Source organism: Pedococcus sp. KACC 23699 (assembly GCF_045348425.1).
GTDB lineage: Bacteria > Actinomycetota > Actinomycetes > Actinomycetales > Dermatophilaceae > Pedococcus.
Genome location: NZ_CP157483.1, coordinates 1244079 through 1265769, shown reverse-complemented (window position 1 = coordinate 1265769; position 21691 = coordinate 1244079). Strand labels below are relative to the sequence as shown.

Genomic DNA, 21691 nt, shown 5'->3' with positions numbered 1-21691 from the left:
CAACACGCAGGCTCTACTCTGCTGCCCATGGCGAAGCCCACTCCCTCAACGAAACCTGCGACGGCCACGGCCGGCAGTGCCCCCACCAGCGGACTCGACGGGTTCTTCCGGATCACCGAACGCGGCTCGACCGTCGGACGGGAGATCCGCGGAGGACTGGTCACCTTCTTCACGATGGCCTACATCGTCGTCCTGAACCCCCTCATCATCGGCACCCAGCAGGACGGCACCGGCCAGTTCCTCGGTGGTGGCGACATCGTCAAGGCGCAAACCCTCGTGGCCGCCGGGACCGCCCTCATCGCCGGCGTCATGACGCTGCTCATGGGCGTCGTCGCGAACTACCCGCTGGCCCTCGCGACCGGCCTCGGGCTCAACGCGTTCGTGACGTTCGGCATCGCCAAGCTCCCCGACATGACGTGGGCCGACGCGATGGGCCTGATCGTCATCGAGGGCGTCATCATCCTGGTCCTCGTGCTGACGGGCTTCAGGCAGGCGGTCTTCCGCGCGATCCCGCCGGAGCTCAAGACGGCGATCTCGGTCGGCATCGGCCTGTTCATCACGATCATCGGGCTCGTCGACGCCGGCTTCGTCCGTCGTACCGGCACCGGTCCGGTCCCCGTCGAGCTCGGCATCGGCGGCGCGCTCAACGGCTGGCCGCTGCTCGTCTTCGTCGTCGGGGTGCTGGCGATCATCCTCATGACCGTGACCCATGTGAAGGGCGCCATCCTCTACGGCATCCTCGGCGGCACGGTGCTGGCGATCATCGTCGAGGCCATCGCCAAGATCGGCCCGCAGGTCGACGCCACCGGCAAGTTCGTCAACCCGGCCGGCTGGGGCCTGAACGTCCCGACCCTGCCCGACAACATCATCGACGTCCCCGACTTCTCCCTGCTGGGCCACTTCAACCTGCTGGGCTCGTTCTCCAAGCTCGGCGTCGTCGCAGCGGTCCTGCTGGTCTTCACGCTGCTGCTGGCCGACTTCTTCGACACCATGGGCACGATGGTCGCGGTCGGCGCCGAGGGCGGCCTGCTGGACAAGAACGGCAACCCGCCCAACTCCGACAAGATCCTCATGGTCGACTCGGTCGCGGCGATCGCCGGTGGTGTGGGCTCGGTCTCGTCCAACACGTCCTACATCGAGTCCGCCGCCGGCGTCGGCGAGGGCGCACGGACCGGCCTGGCCTCGGTCGTCACCGGATCGATGTTCCTGCTCGCGACGTTCTTCGCCCCGCTCGTCAAGATCGTGCCCTACGAGGCCGCCACGCCGGCGCTCATCATCGTCGGCTTCCTGATGATGCAGCAGGTCAAGGGCATCGACTGGGACGACCTCGAGGTCGCGATCCCCGCGTTCCTCACGATCGTGCTCATGCCGTTCACCTACTCCATCACCGCGGGCATCGGCGCCGGCTTCGTCGTCTACACCCTCATCAAGGCGGTCCGGGGCAAGAGCAGCCAGATCCACCCGCTGCTGTGGACGGTGTCGGTCCTGTTCGTCATCTACTTCGCGATCACCCCGATCAAGGAGCTCTTCGGCGTCTGACCTGACCTCCCGGCCAACCCCGTTCGACCCGTATGCCGCGTGGCCCCGTGAGGGGGGCCACGCGGCATACGTCGTGCAGGGGGTGCGGTGGCTCGGAAATACTTAGCACAGGTAATGAGTTATGCTAAGTACCTGAACCGAGGAGACCCCTGATGACCCCACCGCCTGCGCGCTCGCCGCGTCGCACCGCTGAGGCTGGTCTCACCCCCGCAGCCGTCTCGCGCCTTGCCGGAGAGCTCCGTCTCGCCTGCATGCGCATCTCGCGGCGAGTCAGGTTCGAGAGCACGGACGCGATCGCGCCGCACCAGTTCTCGGTCCTGAACCGCCTGGAGAAGGCTCCCTGCACGCCTGGTGAGCTGGCCGAGATCGAACGGGTGAGCCCACCCAGCATGACCCGTACCGTCGGACGCCTCGTCGAGCTGGGACTCGTCGAGCGCACCGCCGACCCCTCCGACCGCCGTCAGGTGATCTTGTCGCTGACGCCGGACGCCGTGGCCCTGCTGCGCGACATCCGCCTCAAGCGCGATGCCTGGATGTCGGTGCGCGTCGGTCGTCTGACTCCCGCAGAGCAGGTCGTCCTCGAACAGGCTGCTGTCATCCTCACCCGGGTGGCCAACGAATGAGCCCCACGTTCTCCTCACTCTCGGTGCGCAACTACCGGATCTACGCCACCGGCGCGTTCATCTCCAACATCGGCACCTGGATGGGTCGTGTCGCCCAGGACTGGCTGGTGCTCACGGAGCTGACCAACCACTCCTCGACCGCTCTCGGCATCGTCACCGGGCTGCAGTTCCTGCCGTTCCTGCTGCTCGCCCCGTGGGCGGGCATGATCGCCGACCGCTACCCCAAGCGGGTCATCCTCGCGATCACCCAGACCGCGCTGGCCCTGTCGTCACTGGCCCTGGGCCTGCTCGTCGTCACCGGCACCGCGCAGCTGTGGATGGTCTACGCGATCGCCCTGTTCACCGGGATCGCCACCGCGGTGGACAACCCGGCCCGGCAGACCTTCGTCTCCGAGATGGTGCCGCGCGAGCGCCTCGCCAACGCCGTCTCCCTCAACAGCGCCTCGTTCAACGCCGGTCGCCTCGTCGGTCCCGGGGTCGCCGGCCTCACCATCGCCGCGTTCGGCACCGGCTGGACGCTGCTGCTCAACACGCTGACCTTCGTCGCGGTGCTCATCGCCCTGGCGTCGATGGCCAAGGCCGAGCTCAGGCCCGCGCCGATGCTGTCCCGGGGCAAGGGCGCCATCCGTGAGGGAGTCCGGTACGTCCGCGGTCGCCCCGACATCATGCTCGTCATGGCCCTGGTGTTCGTGCTCGGCACCTTCGGCATGAACTTCCAGATCACCACCGCCCTGATGGCCACGCGGGAGTTCGGCAAGGGTCCCCAGGAGTACGGCCTGCTGGGCTCGATCATGGCGATCGGCTCGCTGTCCGCGGCGCTGCTGTCGGCCCGCCGCGCCCGTCCGCGACTGCGGGTCCTGCTCGTCGCGTTCGTCGGGTTCACCATCTCCAGCGGGCTCGCGGCGCTCGCCCCGACCTACCCGTTGTTCGCCCTGGCCCTGGTGCCCGTCGGGCTCTCGGCCCTGACCGCCCTCACCACGGCCAATGCGATGGTGCAGCTCACCGTCGACTCGGCCATGCGGGGCCGCGTGATGGCTCTCTACATGGCCATCTTCATGGGTGGCACCCCGCTCGGCGCCCCGGTGATCGGCTGGATCGGCGACGTGTGGGGCCCGCGCTGGACCATCGGCATCGGCACGATCGCCGTCGGCCTGGTGACGGTGGTGGTGTCGATCTGGCTCGCGAGGCACGAGAATGTCCAGGTGACCTACGAGACGAAGCGACGCCCGCGGCTGCGGATCCGCACCCTCCCCGCGCCCGCCACCGTCTCTGAGCCGCTTCCCGAGGCCGTACGGTGACGCCGGTCTTCCGCCGTCGGGTCACCATCGCGGTCCTGCTGATCGTCGTCGCCGTCGCGGTCGTCGCGAGCATCGTGCGCTGACCGCGCCGGTCCTTGGCCGGTGCTCCTTGGCCTGGCAGCGGGTCACCCATCTGGCTGAGGCGCCGCAGCGCCGACAGCGGGACGCTGAAGTCATGGCAGGCGATCCGCCGCCGCGTGGGCTGACGGTCAGGCCCGTGGGTCCCCACTCGTGGGAGGTCGCGGGGTGCGGGGTCGCGCGTCGTTGCAGGACCCTGGAAGGTGCCCGCCGCTGGGCCTCCCTCCACCTGTCCGACTGCGGTGGCGGCCACGTCACCGTGCTCGACGACCAGGGGCGAGAGGTCGACGACAGTCCGGTCGGGCCCGGCAGTCTCGCTGCCCTCAGCCGTCGCGACGGCTGAGGGCACGACCAACTGCTCGACCGGCTACTTGAGCTTGCAGAGCACGACGACCTTGAGCACGTTGAGCACCGGGTCGTAGGCGGTGGGGCACGTGCCGTTGACCGGTGCGACGGTCAACGGCAGGGCCGGGGTGGTCGGGGTGCTGCTCGGCGTCGGCTTCGAGGTGCTCGACGACGGGCTCGGGGTGGGGCTCGACGACGGGGTCGGGGTCTGGCCGGTCACGCCGCCGACGACGCCTCCGACCACCGAACCCACGGTGCCGGCGAGGCTGCCACCGCCTGCTGTGGTCGAGGGAGCAGGCGTCGACCCTGACCCTCCTGAGCCGCCGGAGACCGCGCCCGAACCGCCCGAGCCCGAGCCGGAGGTGCTGCTGGGGGAGGGCTTGGCCGTGCCGGCCGAGGGCTTCGGCTTGGACTTGCTGCCGGGAGTCCCGGCGACGCCTCCGCCGGCGACTCCGGCGGCCGGACCAGGTTGCTGGACCTCGTTGCCCGTCGGCAGGAAGGGCTGGCCCGAGCTCTGGGCCGCGGTCAGCGCCCCGTCGGGGACGACGGCATACCCACCGCGGTAGCCGCCGGCGAGGGCGAGTACCTCGTCGGCATACGCGTCGCTCTGGTTGTAGCGAAGGACCGCGGTGCGGGCCCCGCTCTCGGTGCCGAGGTTGCCCGGGCCGGAGCAGAGGTAGACGGCGGCTCCGGTGACGGCGTCCATGAGGTTCTGGGGGTCCTTGCGGCCGTCACCGTTGGCGTCGACGCCGACCGAGCGCCAGGTGCCGGGGATGAACTGCATGGGTCCGACGGCGCGGTCGAAGGTGGTGTCCCGGTCGAAGATGCCCTGGTCCGTGTCGCGGATGACGGCGGTGTTGTTGGAGCCGTTGAGCGGGATGCCGTAGATGCCGGGACGGACCGTGCCGGTCGAGTCGATGCCGTTCCCGCCGTACCGTCCGTGGTTGGACTCCACCTTGCCGATCCCCGCGAGGAGGGCCCAGTCGATGTTGCACTCAGGGTCGGCCGCGTCCACGAGCTGCGCGCCACGGCGGTATGCCGCCAGGGCCGCCGCGGGGATGCCGTTGGCGCTCGCGGCGTCGGACAGCTGGAGACCGGGCGCTGCGCTGACCGGGGTCGCGCTGGCCTCGGGCGGAGCCGGGAGCTCGGGCAGCGGCGGCAGGGAAGGTGCCTCGGGGCGCTGGACGGCGACCTTGGGGACCGTGACGAGGGGGCGGGAGTCGGCGACCACGTCGGTGCTGGGGTTGCCGTCGGTGGCGACGAGGGCCAGCCCGCTCCCGATGAGGGCCACCGCGGGCAGGGCGGCAGCGGCGGTGCGCCAGTTCGGTCGCGTCACGCGGGTCATCATCGACTCCTCGGTCCAGTTCTCCCCACCCCCGGGGCTTGTACCGGGAACAACGAGGAGCCGGGGCCGAGGTTACGCGCGGGTTGGCCTCAGCGCGCGCCGATCAGCCGACAATGTGCTCAATGCAGGCAATCAGGGCCGAAACGTCCTCGGGCTCGGTCGCAGGGAAGGTCGCCACGCGCAGCTGGTTGCGACCGAGCTTGCGGTAGGGCTCAACGTCGACGACGCCGTGGGCTCGCAGCGTCTTCGCGATGGCCGCGGCGTCGACCGCGTCGTCGAAGTCGATCGTGCAGACCACCTGCGAGCGGGCGCCGGGGTCGGTGACGTATGGCGTGGTGTAGCTCGTGCGCTCCGCCCAGTCGTAGAGGCGCCCGCTGGAGTCGGCGGTACGGGCCACGGCCCAGTCCAGGCCGCCGTTGCCGTTGAGCCAGTCGATCTGCGAGCGCAGCAGCGCCAGGGTCGACAGTGCCGGGGTGTTGTAGGTCTGGTTGAGGCGGCTGTTGGACACCGCCGTCGGCAGGCTGAAGAAGTCGGGGACCCACCGGCCGGTCGCCGCGATCTCGTCGACCCGGGCCAGGGCTGCCGGCGAGAACGCCGCCAGCCAGAGGCCACCGTCGGCGGCGAAGCACTTCTGCGGTCCGAAGTAGTAGACGTCGGTCTCGCTGACGTCGACGGGGAGGCCGCCGGCGCCGCTCGTGGCGTCGATGAGGACCAAGGCGCCCTCGTCGGCCCCTTCGACCCGCTCGACCGGTGCCATCACCCCGGTGGAGGTCTCGTTGTGGGGCCAGGCGTAGACGTCGACACCGGCCTCGGGGCGGGCGCTGGCGAGCGTGCCCGGGTCGGCCTTGATGATCGTGGAGTCGCCCAGGAACGGCGCGTTGTTCGTGACGGACGCGAACTTGGAGGAGAACTCGCCGAACGCCAGGTGCTGGGCGCGCTCGCGGACCAGCCCGAAGGCGGCGATGTCCCAGAACGCCGTCGAGCCACCGTTGCCGAGGATGATCTCGTATCCCTCGGGCAGGCTGAACAGGTCGGACAGGCCTTCACGGACCGCGCCGACGAGGTTCTTCACCGGGGCCTGGCGGTGCGAGGTCCCCAGCAGGGTGGTGCCGAGGCTCGCGAGGTACTCGACCTGCTCCGGGCGCACCTTCGAGGGGCCGGAGCCGAACCGGCCGTCCTTGGGGAGCAGCTCGGCAGGGATCGTTGTGGCGGCGTTGTCGGTCACGGGGACGAGTGTTGCACCTCGTCCCGAGGCGTGGGACGTCAGGTCCACAACCCGGACCTGTCGAGGCGTGTCGTGCAGCAACCTCTGCTAGCAGAGGTTGCTGCCGTAGGGGTAGGTAGCAACCTGGGGCCAGGGCAGGAACCTGTGCTGAGTGGCGGCCGAACGGCGTCAGAGGCGGACGCGCCGACGGGCGCGCAAGATGGCCGCGTCGACCCGGGACTGCACGAGTCTGAGATCGTCCACCTCGGGCCAGACGAACCTCGTCACCTCCCGGCCCGTGTCACGCAGCCGGTCCTCCCGCCACTTCTCGGTGGCGAGGGCGCTTCTCAGCTGCTCGGGGCTCGGTCGGCTCAGGCCGCCTGCATACTTCGCGAGCCCGTCGAACTCGATGATCACCGGCTCGTCCAGCTCGAAGTCGGCGCGCCACCGTCGCCCCTCCGCCTCGACCCATACCTGCGGCGTGAAGCGATGACCCAGGACGCGAAGGGCGTGGGCGAGTCGAGTCTCCCCGACCGACTCGTGCCGGCCGTCGGCATGCTTGAGGAGCTTGCGAACGCCCGCGATGCCGGGGTGGCGGACGTGCGCATCGACGGCGTCCCTCAATGCATCCGCCGACGTCAGTCCGCGCTGGAGCGCACCATCCGCGGCCACGAGGCTTTCGAAGGCAGAGGTGGTGCGCTCCGGGCCGACGGGGATGAGCCCGACCTGCACGACGGCGTGGGCGACGGGCACCGTCAGGTAGCCGGCTGGATCGAGGACGGGCTCGACACCACAGGCGGGGTGGAGACATGCCGAGGGCCGGGAGCGCGTGTGGTCGTCCGCGGTTCGGCACAGGTGCGCCACGCTCAGGTCCGACTTCCAGAGCGGTATGCCGTGCAGCACGAGCGCCGAGTGGTGGCTGGCGATCACTCGGCCCTCGAACGAGCGGAGCAGGGCAATCGTCAGCAGACGATGCCGCTGGCGGTCCGTGTCGAAGCGGTCCTCACCCTCCCACGGTGGGCTGACAGCGCCCGGCGGGCACACGGCATACCAGCCTCGGATGAGGCGTCGAACTGAGCCCAGCCTGCGCATCCGGCGCAGGTCGGAGGGGCCGATGCCGAGCTTGGCTGCGTCGGCGGCCGAGACGACGCCGTCGCGGGCCAGCTCGTGGAGTTCCATCGCCGCAGCCTGCCCGATATCGCCGCGGAGCCGCGATGAGCCTGTGGACAACACCGGCCGCGCCTTGCGAGAAGCCCTGACTCAGCACAGGTTCCTGCCCCGACCACAGGCAGCAACCTGTCCCTACTGCAGCAACCTCTGCTAGCAGAGGTTGCTGCAGTACCGCCGCGGTAACCCGGGGCCGGGGGTTATGGCGCGGGGGCGGGGTCAGGCGCGGTAGCCCTTGACGGCTTCGAGGCCGCGGGGGGCCTCGCCGGTGTAGCGGGCGCTCGGACGGATCAGGCGACCGGTCTTCTTCTGCTCCAGGATGTGGGCCGACCAGCCGGCCGAGCGGGCACAGCTGAACATCGGGGTGAACATCGAGGCCGGGACCTCGGCGAAGTCGAGCAGCACCGCCGCCCAGAACTCCACGTTGGTCTCCAGGACGCGGTCGGGACGGCGTTCGCGCAGCTCGGTGAGGGCGGCCTGCTCGAGCGCGGCGGCGACCTCGTAGCGCGGTGCGTCGAGGCGCTTGCAGGTTGCGCGCAGCACGCGGGCACGGGGGTCCTCGGCGCGGTAGACCCGGTGGCCGAAGCCCATCAGGCGCTCGCCGCGGTCGAGCACGTCCTTGACGTAGGCCTGCGCGTCGCCGCTCTTCTCGACGCCCTCGACCATGTGGAGCACGCGGGACGGGGCGCCGCCGTGCAGCGGACCCGACATGGCGCCGACCGCCCCGGAGAGGCAGGCGGCGACGTCGGCGCCGGTGGAGGCGATGACGCGGGCAGTGAAGGTGGAGGCGTTCATGCCGTGCTCGGCCGCGCTGACCCAGTAGGCGTCGACGGCCTCGGTGTGGCGCGGGTCGGGCTCGCCGCGCCAGCGGATCATGAACCGCTCAACGATGGTCTTGCCCTGGTCGACCTGCGCCTGGGGCACCATCGGGCGTCCTTGGCCGCGGGCGGACTGCGCCACGAACGACAGGGCCATCACCGAGGAGCGGGCGAGCTGGTCGCGGGCCTCGTCAGCCTCGATGTCGAGCAGCGGCTTGAACCCCCACAGCGGCGCGAGCTGGGCCAGGGCCGACTGCACGTCGACACGGACGTCACCGGAGTGCACCGGCAGCGGGAACGGCTCGGCCGGTGGCAGGCCCGGGTCGAACTCGTTGTCGACGAGCAGCCCCCACACCTGCCCGAAGCTCACGCGGCCGACGAGGTCCTCGATGTCGACCCCGCGGTAGCGCAGCGAGCCGCCCTCCTTGTCGGGTTCGGCGATCTCGGACTCGAAGGCGATGACACCCTCGAGCCCGGGCTTGAAGTCACTCTCGGACATCGGGTCCCCGATCTGTTCGTCAACACTGGCGATGGTCAGGCTCGGCACATTCTGCACCGTCACCGCCATCCGCCACCATGGACCCATGCTCATTGCGGACGAGGACTTCGACGGCGAGACGTTCACGGGCGACCTGGGCGGGGGCTCCAGCGAGAACGCCCGCTTCCTCGAGTGCGTGTTCGCGGATGCCGACCTCTCCCGGTTGCGGGCCTCGCGGGCCCGGTTCAGCGAGTGCGAGCTCACCGGGGTGCGCGGCGCCGGCGTCGACCTCTCGGAGTCGGCCTGGCAGGACTGCACCGTCCGTGGGGCCCGGCTCGGGGCCGTCCAGCTGTATGGCGCGGAGCTGCGCCGGGTGCGCTTCGAGGGCTGCAAGATCGAGTTCCTCAACCTGCGTGGAGCGAAGCTGTGGGACGTGCAGTTCGTCGACTGTCAGCTCGTCGAGCCCGATCTTGCGGAGGCCCAGCTGACCCGGGTCGAGTTCGACGGTGGTCGGGTCATCGGTCCGGACTTCTCCAGGGCCCGGCTCAAGGACGTCGACCTCAGCACCTCGGTGGTGAGTGCACCCCGTGGCGTGGCGGGCATGGCCGGGGCCAAGATCTCCCGGCTCCAGCTCATCGACCTCGCCGAGGCGTTCGCCGCCGAGCTCGACCTCACCATCGCCGACTGACGGGTCAGGCCTTCGAGCGGCGCTTGTCCCTGACGGACAACGTCTGCTTGCCCTCGTCGCGGATCTCGAAGAGCTCGATCGCCTTGAGCAGCTTGATCAGCGAGCCGTACCCGTAGTTGCGCGAGTCGAATGACGACTGGTTGGAGATGTACTGGCCGATGGTGCTGACCCTGGCCCAGCCCTCCTCGTCGGCGGCACCCTCGGCCGCGTTGCGCAGCATCCGCACGAGCCGGGCGTCGCCCTTGAGGTCGCTCGGGCTGCGCCGGACCGGAGCCGCCGTGTCCGCGGTCTTGGCCGCCGCCGTCTTGGCCGCCGCCGCCGTCTTCGGCGCAGTCCGCGCGGCTTCGGCCGCTGCGGCTGTCGCAGCCTTCTTCCTCGCGGTCGTCCGTTTCGCCGTGGTCGTCGCCGCAGCAGCCGTCGAAGCAGAACCGGACGCAGCGGTTTCGGGCACCGCACCGTCGGCCGGGGCATCGGGCGCCTCCTCGCCGACCGGTTCGGCGACCTCCTCGTCCGGCTCGGACAGCTGGTCGAGGCGCAGGAACTTGGTGCAGGCGGTCTGGAACGGCTCGGGCGTCTTCGCCTCACCGAACCCGTAGACCTGGGCGCCCTTGGCCCGCAGGTGCATCACGAGCGGGGTGAAGTCGGCGTCGGACGACACGATGCCGAACGCGTCGGGGTGGTCGTTGTAGAGCAGCGCCATCGCGTCGACGACCATGGCCATGTCGCTGGCGTTCTTGCCGCGGGAGTAGTCGAACTGCTGCATCGGCAGGATCGCGTTGGCGTGCAGCACCTCGGTCCAGGGCCGCAGGCCCGGCTTGGTCCAGTTGCCGTACGCCCGGCGGATGCTCGTCTCCCCGAGCTTGGACAGCTCGCTGAGGATGAGGTCGAGCTTCTTGGCGGAGGAGTTGTCCGCATCGATGAGCAGGGCGATGCGCGCGCGAGGGTCCATGGCGCGACCGTACCCCCCGGGGACCGCGAGCCGGGGCCCGCGCGACGCGGCATACAGTCCCTTGCGTGCCGCTGCTCCTCGACCTCGCCCCGTTGCGGGAGAACGCGCCGTACCGCCGCCTGTATGCCGGGTTCACCCTCTCCAACGTCGGCTCCCAGCTCGCCGTGGTCGCCATCGGTCTCCAGGTCTACGACCTGACCCGCAGCACGGCGGCCGTCGGCATCGTGGGGCTCTGCGCGCTGGTGCCGCTGGTCGTCATGGGTCTGTACGGCGGGACCCTCGTCGACCACTTCGACCGCCGGGTCGTCGGGCTGATCGCCCAGAGCATCGCGTTCGTGACGAGCATCCTGTGCGCGCTGCAGGCGTGGGCGGGCAACACCCAGGTGTGGGTGCTCTACCTCCTGGTCGCGCTCTGGAACGGCGCGTTCGCCGTGGCTTCGCCGGCCCGCAGCTCGATCTACCCGCGGATCCTGCGCCGCGACCAGCTGCCGGCGGCCAACGCGCTGTCGGTGTTCGCGATGAACGCCTCGATGACGGTGGGCCCGTTGATGGCCGGCGTCCTGGTCGACGCGGGTGGGTTCAAGGCGGCATACACCGTCGACGCCGTCATCACGACCGCTGCCCTGTGGGGACTGGCCAAGCTGCCGGCGCTCCCGCCGGAGCCGGGGGAGGAGGGCGCGGCACCGTCGAAGCCCGGATTGCGTTCTGTGCTCGACGGATTCGCTTTCCTCGCGACCCGACCCAACGTTCGCATGACGTTCGTCGCCGACATCGCCGCGATGCTGCTGGCGCAGCCGCGCGTGCTCTTCCCGGCCGCGGGGGCCGTGATCTTCGGCGGGGGTGCCAGGACGGTGGGGGCACTGAGCGCGGCGGCAGCGGTCGGCGGGATCGTTGCGATGTTCTTCTCTGGACGCCTGGGGCACATCCGACGGCAGGGCCTGGCGATCATGGTGTCGATCGTCGGCTGGGGGTTCGCGATCGCAGGGTTCGGTGCGGCGATGCTGGCCGCCGGGGGAGTGGTCGACAGGGGGACAGCCTTGTGGTTCGGCCTGCTGGCGATGGCCGTCGCCGGCGCGTCGGACTCGGTGAGTGCGGTGTTCCGGACGACGATCCTGCAGGCTGCGACCCCGGACCACCTGCGCGGGCGGCTGCAGGGGGTGTTCATCGTCGTCGTCGCCGGAGGCCCGCGACTCGGTGAGATGGCGGGCGGCTTCCTGTCGACCGGGGTCGGCGAGGCGTGGACGGCCGTGCTCGGCGGTATGGCGTGCGTGCTCGCCATCGTCGTCCTGTCCCGGGCGCAGCCCGGCTTCCTGCGCTACGACGCCCGGCACCCCAGGCCGTAGCCGGGTTGCCGCTTCAGGGGCGAGCGTCAGAAGCGAGCGTCAGGGGCGAGGCTCGGGCATGAGCGATCAGGAGGCGACGTCGCGTTTCGCCAGCGCTCGGCGGCGGACGTCGTCGGGATCCTGCATGGCCCAGCGGACGGTCGCGGTGGCGAGGCCGCCGAGCGGCCGCCCGACGAAGCGCTCGGTGACGGGCAGCCACGGCAGCCGCAGCGGCATACGGGCCCAGCGGGGGAGCATCGCGACCGCTCCGGCAGCGAGCGCGCTGTAGCCGGCCCGGGCCGCGAGCGGCAGGGGTGGGTGCACGAGCAGGAAGCGAGCCGCCTCACGAGCTGCTTCGGTGGACTCGAGCTCGGGGCGGTAGTCCTCGATGGTCTGGCGGAGCGCGGCGACGGTGCGCGGTGGGTCGATGACACCGAGCGCCTCGGCGACGACACAGCTCTGCTCGACGTAGCGGTCGGCCTCGGCGTCGGTCAGCGGATCGACCGCGTAGCGCTGGTAGGCCGTGAGGAAGCTGTCGGCCTCGGTGACGTGCACCCATTTCAGCAGGTGGGGGTCGCTCGCGGAGTAGGGGCGTCCGTCGGGAGCCTTGCCACGCACCCGCTCGTGGATGCCGCGGATGCGGGCGATGAGCGCCTCGGCGTCCTCGATGGTGCCGAAGGTGGTCGTCGCGAGGAACTCGCTGGTCCTCTGCAGGCGTCCCCACGGGTCGCCCTTGTAGCCCGAGTGGCCCGCGACCCCGGCCATGGCGAGGGGGTGCAGCGACTGCAGAAGCAGCGCGCGGATGCCGGCCGGGAACATCGAGGCGTCGGCGTGCACGCGCCAGATCGGGTCCTCGGGCGTGAACCAGCGCGGGCCCTCGGCACCCCAGATGCGCTCGGCCTTCACCTGGGCGTCGTTTCCGGCGACCTTGGAGCGCAAGGCGTTCGCGAGCTGGCGACGGGCCCCGCCGGAGATCGGGTCGAGGAGGGCCACCTCAGCGGCCGCGACGACGCGGGAGCTGCTTGAGCCGCTCGGTGGGCGAGGGGAGGTCGGCCGGACGCACCCGGGTCGACAGGTCGCTGTTGGCGATGAGCTCGCCGATCGGCGTCGTGGTGCTCGGGTGGGCGGCGATCGGGTCCTCGCCGGAGAACACGACCCACACGGCCTCGCCGTGGTCGGCGCGCGGGTCGAAGGTCTTGAGCACCGACCCCTCACGGACGGTGCCGGCGTGCTCGATCGCGCGCCGCTTGGCCTTCTGCCGGTCGATGGCCTTCTGCGCCGCCGCCATGGCCGGCTCCTTGGCCGACTGCGCGAGCACGATCGCGTGCGGGCCGTACTTCACGCCCCACCGGATGATGCTGCCGACGGCCTTGCCCTTGCCTGGCATCGTGCCTCCCTGTCGCTGGCTCGTTCTCCTCACCCTAATCTCGACTCATGACAGATGCGCGGCGCGTGGACTACACCGGCGAAGGCCTCTCGGAGGACCAGGTTGCCGACACGCCCTGGCAGCAGGCCCGCCTGTGGGTCGACGAGGCCATCGCCCGGTCCGAGACCCAGGGCGACGTGCCGGAGCCCACGGCGATCTCGATCGCGACGGTCGACGCCGACGGCCGGCCCAACGTCCGCACCGTCCTCATGCGCTTCTTCGACGACCGCGGTCCTGGCTTCGTCACCGCCACCGTGTCGGCCAAGGGCCAGGAGATCGCGGCCACCGGTGGCATCGCCGCGGCCCTGACCTGGCCGTCGATGTTCCGGGCGATCCGCTTCCGCGGGCAGGCGATCGAGCTCGACCGCGAGGAGGTCGAGGGCTACTTCTTCTCCCGCCCGTGGGCCTCGCGGATCTCGGCGTGGGCCTCCCAGCAGTCCCAGCCGGTCGGCAGCCGCGCCGACCTCGAGACGGCCTACGACCGGTATGCCGCGCAGTTCCCCGACCACGGGAACGCCCGCGACGTGCCTGTCCCCGCTTTCTGGGGTGGCTGGCGGGTGCACTGCGACGAGGTCGAGTTCTGGGGCGGCCGCCGCAACCGGCTGCACGACCGGCTGGTCTTCACCCGCACCGGTGAGGGCACCCTCGACGACCCGGCGAGCTGGAGCCTGTCGCGTCGCCAGCCCTAGCCCTTCCGCGGCGTGCCGGTGCGCCCGCCCGGCCACCGGGCCGGCACCGCGGACCTGAACGACCTCTGAACGCCGGTGTCCGCATGGCGGGATGGGCGTTGATCATTCCTGAGACGTCGGCACACTTGTGAAACGAATCACACACGCGCACGCCAAGGACGTCGTTCGCGCGGTCCATCCATCGACCGCCGAAGTCCCAGGAGCTCCATGGCCACCGCCATCCACCCCGTCGTCGCCGAGGTCACCGCCCGAGTGACCCACCGCAGCCGTGCCAGCCGCACGGCATACCTGCAGCGCCTGTCGCGTGCCGCCTCCGAGCTGAGCCTGCGCCCGGCCCGCACCGATCTCGGGTGCTCCAATCTCGCCCACGCCGTCGCGGCGTGCGGCGGCAGCGACCGCACCACCATGGCCGCCGACACCGGGGTCAGCCTCGGGATCGTCACGTCCTACAACGACATGCTCTCGGCGCACGCGCCGTTCGAGCACTACCCGCAGGCGATGAAGCAGACTGCCCGCGAGGTCGGCGCCGTCGCCCGCGTCGCCGGTGGCGTGCCCGCGATGTGCGACGGCATCACCCAGGGGCGGGCGGGCATGGAGCTCAGCCTCTTCAGCCGCGACGTCATCGCGATGTCGACGGCGATCGCTCTGTCGCACGACGTGTTCGACGGGGTCCTCATGCTCGGTGTCTGCGACAAGATCGTCCCCGGCCTGGTCGCCGGTGCGCTGTCGTTCGGCCACCTCCCGACGGCGCTCGTGCCGGCCGGACCCATGGCGAGCGGGCGCTCCAACGCCGACAAGGCCGAGACCCGCAAGGCGTATGCCGCGGGCGAGGCCGGGCGCGACGAGCTCCTCGCGAGCGAGGTCGCCTCGTACCACTCGCCCGGCACGTGCACGTTCTACGGCACCGCCAACTCCAACCAGATGCTCATGGACGTCATGGGCCTGCACCTGCCCGGGGCGGCCTTCATCCACCCCGATGACCCGGTGCGCGACGCGCTCACGGCCGCGACCACCCGTCGCGTCGCGGAGATCGCGGGCTCCGAGCAGCCGTACGGCATCGGCCAGGTCGTCGACGAGAAGTCCGTCGTGAACGGGGTCGTCGCCCTGCTGGCCACCGGTGGCTCGACCAACCACACGATGCACCTCATCTCGATGGCTGCTGCCGCCGGTGTCGACCTGACGTGGGAGGACTTCGACGACCTGTCGGCGGCCATCCCCTCGGTCGCCCGCATCTACCCCAACGGCCCCGCCGACGTGAACCACTTCCACGCCGCCGGTGGCACGGCCTACCTCGTCCGCACCCTGCTCGACGCCGGCATGCTGCACGAGGACGTCCTCACCCTGGCGGGTCGGGGGCTGCGCCACTACACGCGCAAGCCGGTGCTGGTCGACGGTGTCCTCGAGTTCGTCGAGGCGTCGCAGGAGTCGCTCGACCCAGCGGTGCTGCGCCCTGCGACCGACCCCTTCGCCGCCGACGGGGGGCTGCGCGTCCTGCGCGGCACCCTGGGCCACGCCATCATCAAGGTCTCTGCGGTCGCCGACGAGCACAAGGTGGTCCAGGCCCCGGCGCGGGTGTTCACCGACCAGGTCGGCTTCCTCCAGGCGTTCTCGCGCCGCGAGCTCGACCGCGACGTCGTCGTTGTCATCCGCGAGCAGGGCCCCAGCGCCAACGGGATGCCCGAGCTGCACGCCCTCACCCCGTCGCTCGGAGTGCTCCAGAAGCGCGGCCACGCCGTCGCCCTGGTCACCGACGGGCGGATGAGCGGAGCGTCGGGGGCGATCCCGGCTGCGATCCACGTGACGCCGGAATCCGTTCATGCAGGCCCGATCTCGAAGATCCAGGACGGCGACGTCATTCGCGTCGACGCCCGCACCGGTCGGCTCGACGTCCTCGTCGACGAGGACGAGTTCGCCGCGCGGCTGCCCGCCCAGCGGGTCAGCGACGAAGGCGTCGGCACCGGGCGCGAGCTGTTCGCCCCCATGCGCGCCGCAGTGGGTCGCGCCGACGAGGGCGCCCACGTCTTCGCCGGCCTCGGCCGCCTGTACGACCACACCACCGCCGCCGTCACCTCCGAGGAGACCCGATGACCTCTACGAGCGCTCCCGTCGCCAAGCCCGTGATCACCCGCGAGGCCGACATCCTCGACCTGGCCCCGGTGATCCCGGTGGTCGTCGTCGACTCGGTCGAGCAGGCGGTGCCGCTCGCGCGGGCCCTGCTGCGCGGCGGCATACCGGTCATCGAGCTGACGCTGCGCAGCGCGGCCGGGCTCGGGGCGATCGAGGCGGTGGCTTCGGAGGTCGAGGGCATGGTCGTCGGCGCCGGCACCGTCGTGACCCCCGAGCAGGTGCGCCAGGTGCAGGACGCCGGGGCTCAGTTCATCGTCACGCCGGGCTCGCCGCCGCGACTGCTCGAGGCCGCCCTCGCGTCGGGCCTCCCGCTGCTGGCCGGCGCCGGCACGCTGACCGAGATGCTCACGCTGGCCGAGGCCGGCCTCGAGGCGATGAAGTTCTTCCCCGCCGAGGCCAGTGGCGGTCGTCCCTACCTGTCGGCGGTCGCCGGGCCGTGTCCGCAGCTGCGCTTCTGCCCCACCGGCGGGATCACCCGGGAGACTGCTGCCGAGTGGCTGGCCCTGCCCAACGTCGGCTGCGTCGGCGGTTCGTGGCTGACGCCCAAGGACGCCGTCGCTCGCGGCGACTGGGCGCTCATCGAGCAGCTCGCGGGAGACGCTGCCGCCCTGCGCCCGTAGGGTGTGACCCATCGCGCGGACGGCACTCGTGCCGGGCCGCCTCACATACAGGTGGACGGTGGCCGCGTCGGGGGATTGCGGCTGCCGTCCACCGCTGTCTTCGGCGGGACTGTCTTCGGCACGACCGCCCCAGGGTCGGGCAGGCCGGGTGGGTCGGGGCGGGTCGGGCGGGTCGGGTGGGTCGGGGCATGGAACAGCCCGCGGGCCCTGCCTCGCCGATTCGAGCGGCTCAGCATGTGCAGGGGACGACCTGCACGGCCCACGGGCTGCGGTGAACTGCTAGGGATTGCGCAGGGTCTGCGCCGTCGAAGCAGTCGACGTTGCGCACCTAGCGCGCAGTCACCTCACGCGTCCAATATGAAATCAATTCCTGGACCACCTCCCTTCCGTGTACCAACGACGCTAAGTCGGGTCGGCGTCTTTCGCAACGGATTAAGGCGCGGTGTCCGGATCGTGGCCGCCGCCGGATCGCGGCGACGGCCACGATGCTCGTGGTGACTCGGCGGGTCAGACGGCGGTGACGACCTCGTCGTACCCGAGTCGCGGCAGGCGGTCGAACCAGGCGTCGGGGCCGGGACGACCGATGTTGACGACCATGAACGCCCGGTGCTTGCCGTCCGGGAAGAACTCACGCGTGACGGCGTCGGCGTCGAAGCCGGTCATCGGGCCGGCGGCCAGGCCCGCGGCGCGCACCCCGATGATGAAGTACGCGGCCTGCAGCGCGGCGTTGAGGTCGGCGGTGGAGCGCCGGTTGTCGTCGTCGGCGGCCAGCATCTCGCGGGCGCCGGGGAAGATCGGGAAGACGGTGGGCAGCTCGTCGTGGAAGTCGTCGTCGGCGGCGAGGATGGCCACGAGGGGCGCGGTGGAGGTCTTCGGCTTGTTGTTGCCACCCATGTGCTCGACCAGGCGGCCCCGAGCCTCGGGGGAGCGGACCAGCACCACGCGCAGGGGCTGGTTGTTCATGGCCGTGGGGCCCCACTTGACGAGCTCGAAGATCGCGCGCACCTGCTCGTCGGTGACGGGTTCGTCGCTGAACGAGTTGGCGGTGCGGGCCTCGCGGAACAACAGGTCCGCGGTCTCGGGGGAGATCTCGAGGTGGTCGGCGAACTGCGACTCGAGCTCGGTCAGGTCATCGTGCGTCTGGGTCATGAGAAGTTGAACAGTCAACTTCATGGTTGCATTCCCCAACCACGTTGCCGCAGGTCAAGGCGTCTGGCGCGGGGCTCGCCCGGGGCTCAGCCGCGTCCGGCGCGGGTCCCCCAGGGCGCCGCGCCGGACGAAGGCTCACGACTGCCAGGTCTTGCAGGTGACTGTGTCGAGGTAGTGGTAGACGCCCGCCGAGTCCTTCTTGTAGACCTTGTCGGTCCACTGGATGGTCCCCCAGCGCCCGGGAATCGTCTTGCTGCTGTAGGCGCTGGCCGTGTAGTAGCCGCCCTGCTTCGTCCACACCTGGACGGTCAGGGACGACGAGAACAGGTAGGGGCTGCCGTCGTTGGTCCCGTTGACGTAGAACTTCGTCGGTCCCAGGGTTGTCGAGGTCGACGTCCACGTGGCGTAGGCCTGCCGGTACTTGCTCAGCCCGGCGTAATGGGTCGAGCAGCCGACGTAGCTCGACGTGGCTGCGGCTGCCGACGTGGCACTGCCGACAGCCGAGGCGCCGGCGATGCCGAACGCGAAAGTCGCTGCGACGAGTCGCTTCTTGGTCCGTGCCTGCATATCTCCCCCTGCTCGAATGGTGTGGCTCAGTCCGGCCCCGTGCACGAAGCAGGACGGCCGGCATGAGCCACCGGATCGTCGATCAGCGGGCAGTCTAGGAGAGACCTGCGCATCGTGCGCGATGAGCCGCGCGGCCGTCAGGCCAGGGTGATCAGGCTGCCCTCGACGTGCGTCGGGCGCGACCTGGGACGGATCTCGGGGCCGTCCCATGGGCACCCGCACGATCCCGTCAGGACGACCTGCGTGGGCAGGCCCGGGTCGACGTAGCGCGAGGCCATGATGGTGGTCCTGACCGTCACCCGCGCCTGAGGCACACGCAGAACGCTGGTTGCGCGGCAAAGGTCGGGACAACTACCCGCGGTATGCCGCGCAACCAGCGTTTTGCGTGAAGGGGTGGGAGTCAGGACTCGCGGTGGACCTTGTGGGCTGCCGCCTGGGCCCGGGGCTTGATGACCATGAGGTCGATGTTGACGTGGGCCGGGCGCTGCACCATCCACAGCACCGCCTCGGCGACGTCGTCGGCCACGAGGGGCTCGGCCACCCCGGCGTACACCGAGTCGGCCCGCTCCTGGTCGCCACCGAACCTCGTCAGCGAGAACTCCTCCGTCTTCACCATGCCCGGCGCGATCTCGGTGATCCGCACCGGCTGGTCGACGAGCTCGAGGCGCAACGTCTCGGTGAGCGCGGCGACCGCGTGCTTGGCCGCGGTGTATCCCGAGCCACCCTCGTAGACGGTCCGGCCGGCGATCGAGCCGACGTTGACGATGGTGCCCGCACCGGACGCGACCAGCGCCGGCAGCAGCGCCTGGGTGACCTGCAGCGTCCCGATGACGTTGGACTCGAACATCCCCCGCCAGTCCGCGACGTCGGTCGAGGCGGCCGGCGCCAACCCGAGAGCGCCGCCGGCGTTGTTGACGAGGACGTCGAGCCGCTCACCGACGACCGACGCGAGGGCGGCGACGTCAGCGGCGTCCGAGACGTCGCAGGTCACCGCCCGACCGCCGATCTCCGCCGCCAGGGCCTCGACCCGGTCGGCGCGCCGGGCCGCGCAGACCACCTCGTACCCCGCGGCGGCGAGCTGACGGGCGGTGGCCGCGCCGATGCCGCTGCTGGCTCCGGTGACGACGGCGAGGGGGGTGCTGCTCATGCGGTGCCTCCTGCGGGGCTGACGGAACTGGCGGAACTGGCGGGACGGACGGACGTGGGGTCGATGGCGATCCAGGTGGCCTCGGCCTGCGCGAGCAGGGTGCCGTCGCCGGCATACAGGGCGGTCCCGCTGAAGTGCTTGCGTCCCTCCTCGCCGCGCTGCCACGCCATGACGACGTGCGGTTCGCCGGCGACGGGTTGCGTGTCGACGCGGGCGGTCATGGTGCCGAGCACCATCGGCCGACCCGCGATGCCCGAGGCCCAGCCCCCGGGGCAGTCGAGGGCCGCCCAGACGGTCTCCACGTCCACGTCGTCGGCGGGCACCCACACGGCGGCGTACAGGTCGGAGTCACCGACCCGCCCCGGCCGGAGCCGCAGCCCGTCGCCCACCTCGCGGGCGGTGCCGCACGAGAAGCAGGAGGGGAAGGGATGGTCGGCCAGGCCTTCGTAACGTTCGCCGGCCACCAGCGCGTCCTCGAAGGACACCGGAGCCGGTATGCCGCCCCGCTCGGGGCCTGCTGCCGCCTGGGCCTGCGCCACCAGGTGCTCACCGTCCGTGACCTCCCAGACGCCGCCGGACTCGACCACCGCCATCCCCCGGTCGAGGGGCGGGGGAGTCCGCAGCCGGACCGTCACCGCGGGCCGGTCGGGGGCGGTCGCGACGAGGCGGGCGAGGTGGCCGCTGACCCAGCCGCCGTTGCCCGAGGAAGGAGGGCCGCAGAAGCGCGCAGGCACGAGGAAAGCCATGACCCGAACGTAGTCCGTCCTCCGAACCCGCCGAGCGCTGACCCGGGCCGCGGACGAGAATGGTGCGCGATGACCGATTCCTCCCCACGACGCGACCCGGGTCCCCACTCTGGTGAGACCGCAGTCGGCGCCTTCAGCCTCCGGGCGATCGCGGTGCCGGCGTTCGGCCCGACCGTCCTCGCCGCCGTCGGCCAGGGAGCGGTCCTGCCGGTCATGGTCCTGCGGGCGCGCGAGCTCGGCGCCACCGTCACGATGGCGGCGGCGATGGTCGCGCTGGTGGGGTTCGCGCAGCTGCTGGCGGCCCTGCCCGCGGGCGCGATCGTCAGCCGGATCGGTGAGACGCGTGCCCTCATGGGGGCCGCCCTCGTCGAGATGGCCGCGATGCTGGCGGGTGCCTTCGCGCCGAGCCTGTGGGTGTTCGCGCTCGCCACCGCGGCGATCGGGCTGGAGGCGGCCGTCTTCAACCTCGCCCGTCAGGCCTACCTCACCGACGCCGTACCCCTCGGCATGCGGGCCCGGGCCCTGTCGACGCTCGGCGGCGTGAACCGGATCGGCCTGTTCATCGGCCCCTTCGTCGGCGCCCTCGCCGTGCACCAGGGCGGCATCCGCGCGGCATACCTCGTCGCGACGGTCGGGGCCTTCTCGGCCTTCCTTCTCGTCGCGCTCGGTCCCGACCTCACCGCCCACCACGAGGCGGCCGCCGTGCAGCGGTCCGGCGCGTCCGTCTGGTCGGTGCTCGGCGTCCACCGCCGCACCCTGCTCACCCTCGGCAGCGGCATCCTCGTCATCGCGGGCGCACGGGCCTGCCGCACGTCCGTGCTCCCCCTGTATGCGGAGTCGATCGGGATCTCCGCGTCCGACACCTCGTTGGTGTTCGGGATCGCGGGCGCGGTGGACATGCTGCTCTTCTATCCGGCCGGGATCGTCATGGACCGCTGGGGGAGGGCCTGGATCGCGGTGCCGACCGTCCTGGTCCTGGGCGTCGGGATGATGCTGCTCCCCCTGACGCACACCATCGTGGCGATGACCGGGGTGGCGATGCTCATGGCGCTGGGCAACGGCATCGGGTCGGGCATCGTCATGACGTTGGGGGCGGACGCCGCTCCGCCGGAGTCGCGACCGCAGTTCCTCGGAGGCTGGCGGCTGATGGCCGACCTGGGTGGCACGGCCGGCCCGCTGCTCGTCGGTGGCATCGCGCTCGTGGCCCCGCTGGCCGCGGCCATCGTCACGGTGGGGGCGCTGAGCTTCCTCGGGGGTGGCTGGCTCGCCTACTGGGTGCCGCGCTTCGACCCCGTCCGCCGCCGAGGCTGACCCGTCCGCCGTCGAGGCTCGCCCCGGCCGCGCGGCCCTCGGCATCGCCCACCCG

22 protein-coding genes are annotated in these 21691 nt (G+C 71.2%); 10 read left to right on the top strand and 12 right to left on the bottom strand.

Annotated features, from left to right (window positions below; translation table 11 throughout):
• The first annotated feature begins 27 nt into the window (after positions 1–27).
• From ABEG17_RS05820 to ABEG17_RS05805, 4 genes are all read left to right on the top strand, one after another.
• Positions 28–1539 (top strand): NCS2 family permease, encoded by a 1512-nt coding sequence (locus tag ABEG17_RS05820; protein WP_406832338.1) that lies wholly within the window; start codon positions 28–30, stop codon positions 1537–1539.
• A gap of 152 nt (positions 1540–1691) precedes the next feature.
• Complete coding sequence (locus tag ABEG17_RS05815) at positions 1692–2162, top strand: MarR family winged helix-turn-helix transcriptional regulator (protein ID WP_406832337.1); 471 nt, start codon at positions 1692–1694, stop codon at positions 2160–2162.
• Entirely contained in the window at positions 2159–3460 is a 1302-nt protein-coding gene (locus tag ABEG17_RS05810; RefSeq protein WP_406832336.1) for an MFS transporter, read from the top strand. The genes ABEG17_RS05815 and ABEG17_RS05810 overlap by 4 nt, the downstream gene beginning before the upstream one ends.
• Before the next feature lie 217 nt (positions 3461–3677).
• A complete protein-coding gene (locus tag ABEG17_RS05805) occupies positions 3678–3881 on the top strand; it encodes a hypothetical protein (protein ID WP_406832335.1) in 204 nt (67 codons plus the stop codon).
• A gap of 24 nt (positions 3882–3905) precedes the next feature.
• Here the strand turns inward: ABEG17_RS05805 and ABEG17_RS05800 are convergent, their stop codons facing one another.
• From ABEG17_RS05800 to ABEG17_RS05785, 4 genes are all read right to left on the bottom strand, one after another.
• Positions 3906–5219 carry a lytic transglycosylase domain-containing protein gene (locus tag ABEG17_RS05800; RefSeq protein WP_406832334.1) on the bottom strand — a complete coding sequence of 438 codons (1314 nt, stop codon included), beginning with the start codon at positions 5217–5219 and terminating at the stop codon, positions 3906–3908.
• Positions 5220–5331: 112 nt separating this feature from the next.
• Entirely contained in the window at positions 5332–6453 is a 1122-nt protein-coding gene (gene serC, locus ABEG17_RS05795; RefSeq protein WP_406832333.1) for a phosphoserine transaminase, read from the bottom strand.
• 168 nt (positions 6454–6621) lie between these two features.
• Complete coding sequence (locus ABEG17_RS05790; RefSeq protein ID WP_406832332.1) at positions 6622–7611, bottom strand: type IV toxin-antitoxin system AbiEi family antitoxin domain-containing protein; 990 nt, start codon at positions 7609–7611, stop codon at positions 6622–6624.
• A 207-nt stretch (positions 7612–7818) separates the two neighbouring features.
• The gene (locus ABEG17_RS05785; RefSeq protein WP_406833139.1) at positions 7819–8916 is read right to left on the bottom strand and encodes a citrate synthase 2; all 1098 of its coding nucleotides are present in this window, start codon (positions 8914–8916) and stop codon (positions 7819–7821) included.
• An 85-nt stretch (positions 8917–9001) separates the two neighbouring features.
• Between ABEG17_RS05785 and ABEG17_RS05780 the strand changes: the two genes are divergently transcribed.
• Entirely contained in the window at positions 9002–9583 is a 582-nt protein-coding gene (locus ABEG17_RS05780) for a pentapeptide repeat-containing protein (RefSeq protein WP_406832331.1), read from the top strand.
• 4 nt (positions 9584–9587) lie between these two features.
• On the opposite strand, the gene ABEG17_RS05775 is transcribed toward ABEG17_RS05780, so the two are convergent.
• The gene (locus ABEG17_RS05775) at positions 9588–10532 is read right to left on the bottom strand and encodes an NYN domain-containing protein (RefSeq protein ID WP_406832330.1); all 945 of its coding nucleotides are present in this window, start codon (positions 10530–10532) and stop codon (positions 9588–9590) included.
• 65 nt (positions 10533–10597) lie between these two features.
• Here ABEG17_RS05775 and ABEG17_RS05770 point away from each other — a divergent pair, with 65 nt between their 5' ends.
• Entirely contained in the window at positions 10598–11875 is a 1278-nt protein-coding gene (locus ABEG17_RS05770; protein WP_406832329.1) for an MFS transporter, read from the top strand.
• 66 nt (positions 11876–11941) lie between these two features.
• Here ABEG17_RS05770 and ABEG17_RS05765 read toward each other — a convergent pair whose 3' ends face one another.
• Together ABEG17_RS05765 and ABEG17_RS05760 are read right to left on the bottom strand one after the other, a co-directional pair.
• Positions 11942–12847 (bottom strand): oxygenase MpaB family protein, encoded by a 906-nt coding sequence (locus tag ABEG17_RS05765; protein ID WP_406832328.1) that lies wholly within the window; start codon positions 12845–12847, stop codon positions 11942–11944.
• 1 nt (position 12848) lies between these two features.
• Positions 12849–13241 carry a hypothetical protein gene (locus ABEG17_RS05760; RefSeq protein WP_406832327.1) on the bottom strand — a complete coding sequence of 131 codons (393 nt, stop codon included), beginning with the start codon at positions 13239–13241 and terminating at the stop codon, positions 12849–12851.
• A 47-nt stretch (positions 13242–13288) separates the two neighbouring features.
• On the opposite strand from ABEG17_RS05760, the gene pdxH reads away from it, so the two are divergent.
• From pdxH to eda, 3 genes are all read left to right on the top strand, one after another.
• Positions 13289–13969 carry a pyridoxamine 5'-phosphate oxidase gene (gene pdxH, locus ABEG17_RS05755; RefSeq protein WP_406832326.1) on the top strand — a complete coding sequence of 227 codons (681 nt, stop codon included), beginning with the start codon at positions 13289–13291 and terminating at the stop codon, positions 13967–13969.
• A 219-nt stretch (positions 13970–14188) separates the two neighbouring features.
• Positions 14189–16057, top strand: a complete 1869-nt coding sequence (edd, locus tag ABEG17_RS05750; RefSeq protein WP_406833138.1) for a phosphogluconate dehydratase — start codon at positions 14189–14191, stop codon at positions 16055–16057.
• Positions 16054–16716, top strand: a complete 663-nt coding sequence (eda, locus tag ABEG17_RS05745) for a bifunctional 4-hydroxy-2-oxoglutarate aldolase/2-dehydro-3-deoxy-phosphogluconate aldolase (RefSeq protein ID WP_406832324.1) — start codon at positions 16054–16056, stop codon at positions 16714–16716. Before edd ends, eda begins: the two co-directional genes overlap by 4 nt.
• 507 nt (positions 16717–17223) lie before the next feature.
• On the opposite strand, the gene ABEG17_RS05740 is transcribed toward eda, so the two are convergent.
• The 5 genes from ABEG17_RS05740 to ABEG17_RS05720 form a co-directional block, all read right to left on the bottom strand.
• Positions 17224–17865: a malonic semialdehyde reductase gene (locus tag ABEG17_RS05740; RefSeq protein ID WP_406832323.1), complete on the bottom strand. Its 642-nt coding sequence runs from the start codon at positions 17863–17865 to the stop codon at positions 17224–17226.
• Positions 17866–18000: 135 nt separating this feature from the next.
• Positions 18001–18432 (bottom strand): hypothetical protein, encoded by a 432-nt coding sequence (locus tag ABEG17_RS05735; protein ID WP_406832322.1) that lies wholly within the window; start codon positions 18430–18432, stop codon positions 18001–18003.
• A gap of 137 nt (positions 18433–18569) precedes the next feature.
• Positions 18570–18746: a hypothetical protein gene (locus ABEG17_RS05730; protein WP_406832321.1), complete on the bottom strand. Its 177-nt coding sequence runs from the start codon at positions 18744–18746 to the stop codon at positions 18570–18572.
• 86 nt (positions 18747–18832) lie between these two features.
• Positions 18833–19579 carry an SDR family NAD(P)-dependent oxidoreductase gene (locus tag ABEG17_RS05725; RefSeq protein ID WP_406832320.1) on the bottom strand — a complete coding sequence of 249 codons (747 nt, stop codon included), beginning with the start codon at positions 19577–19579 and terminating at the stop codon, positions 18833–18835.
• The gene (locus ABEG17_RS05720; protein WP_406832319.1) at positions 19576–20325 is read right to left on the bottom strand and encodes a hypothetical protein; all 750 of its coding nucleotides are present in this window, start codon (positions 20323–20325) and stop codon (positions 19576–19578) included. Before ABEG17_RS05720 ends, ABEG17_RS05725 begins: the two co-directional genes overlap by 4 nt.
• Positions 20326–20394: 69 nt before the next feature.
• On the opposite strand from ABEG17_RS05720, the gene ABEG17_RS05715 reads away from it, so the two are divergent.
• Positions 20395–21636 (top strand): MFS transporter, encoded by a 1242-nt coding sequence (locus ABEG17_RS05715; protein WP_406832318.1) that lies wholly within the window; start codon positions 20395–20397, stop codon positions 21634–21636.
• The last annotated feature ends 55 nt before the right edge of the window (positions 21637–21691 follow it).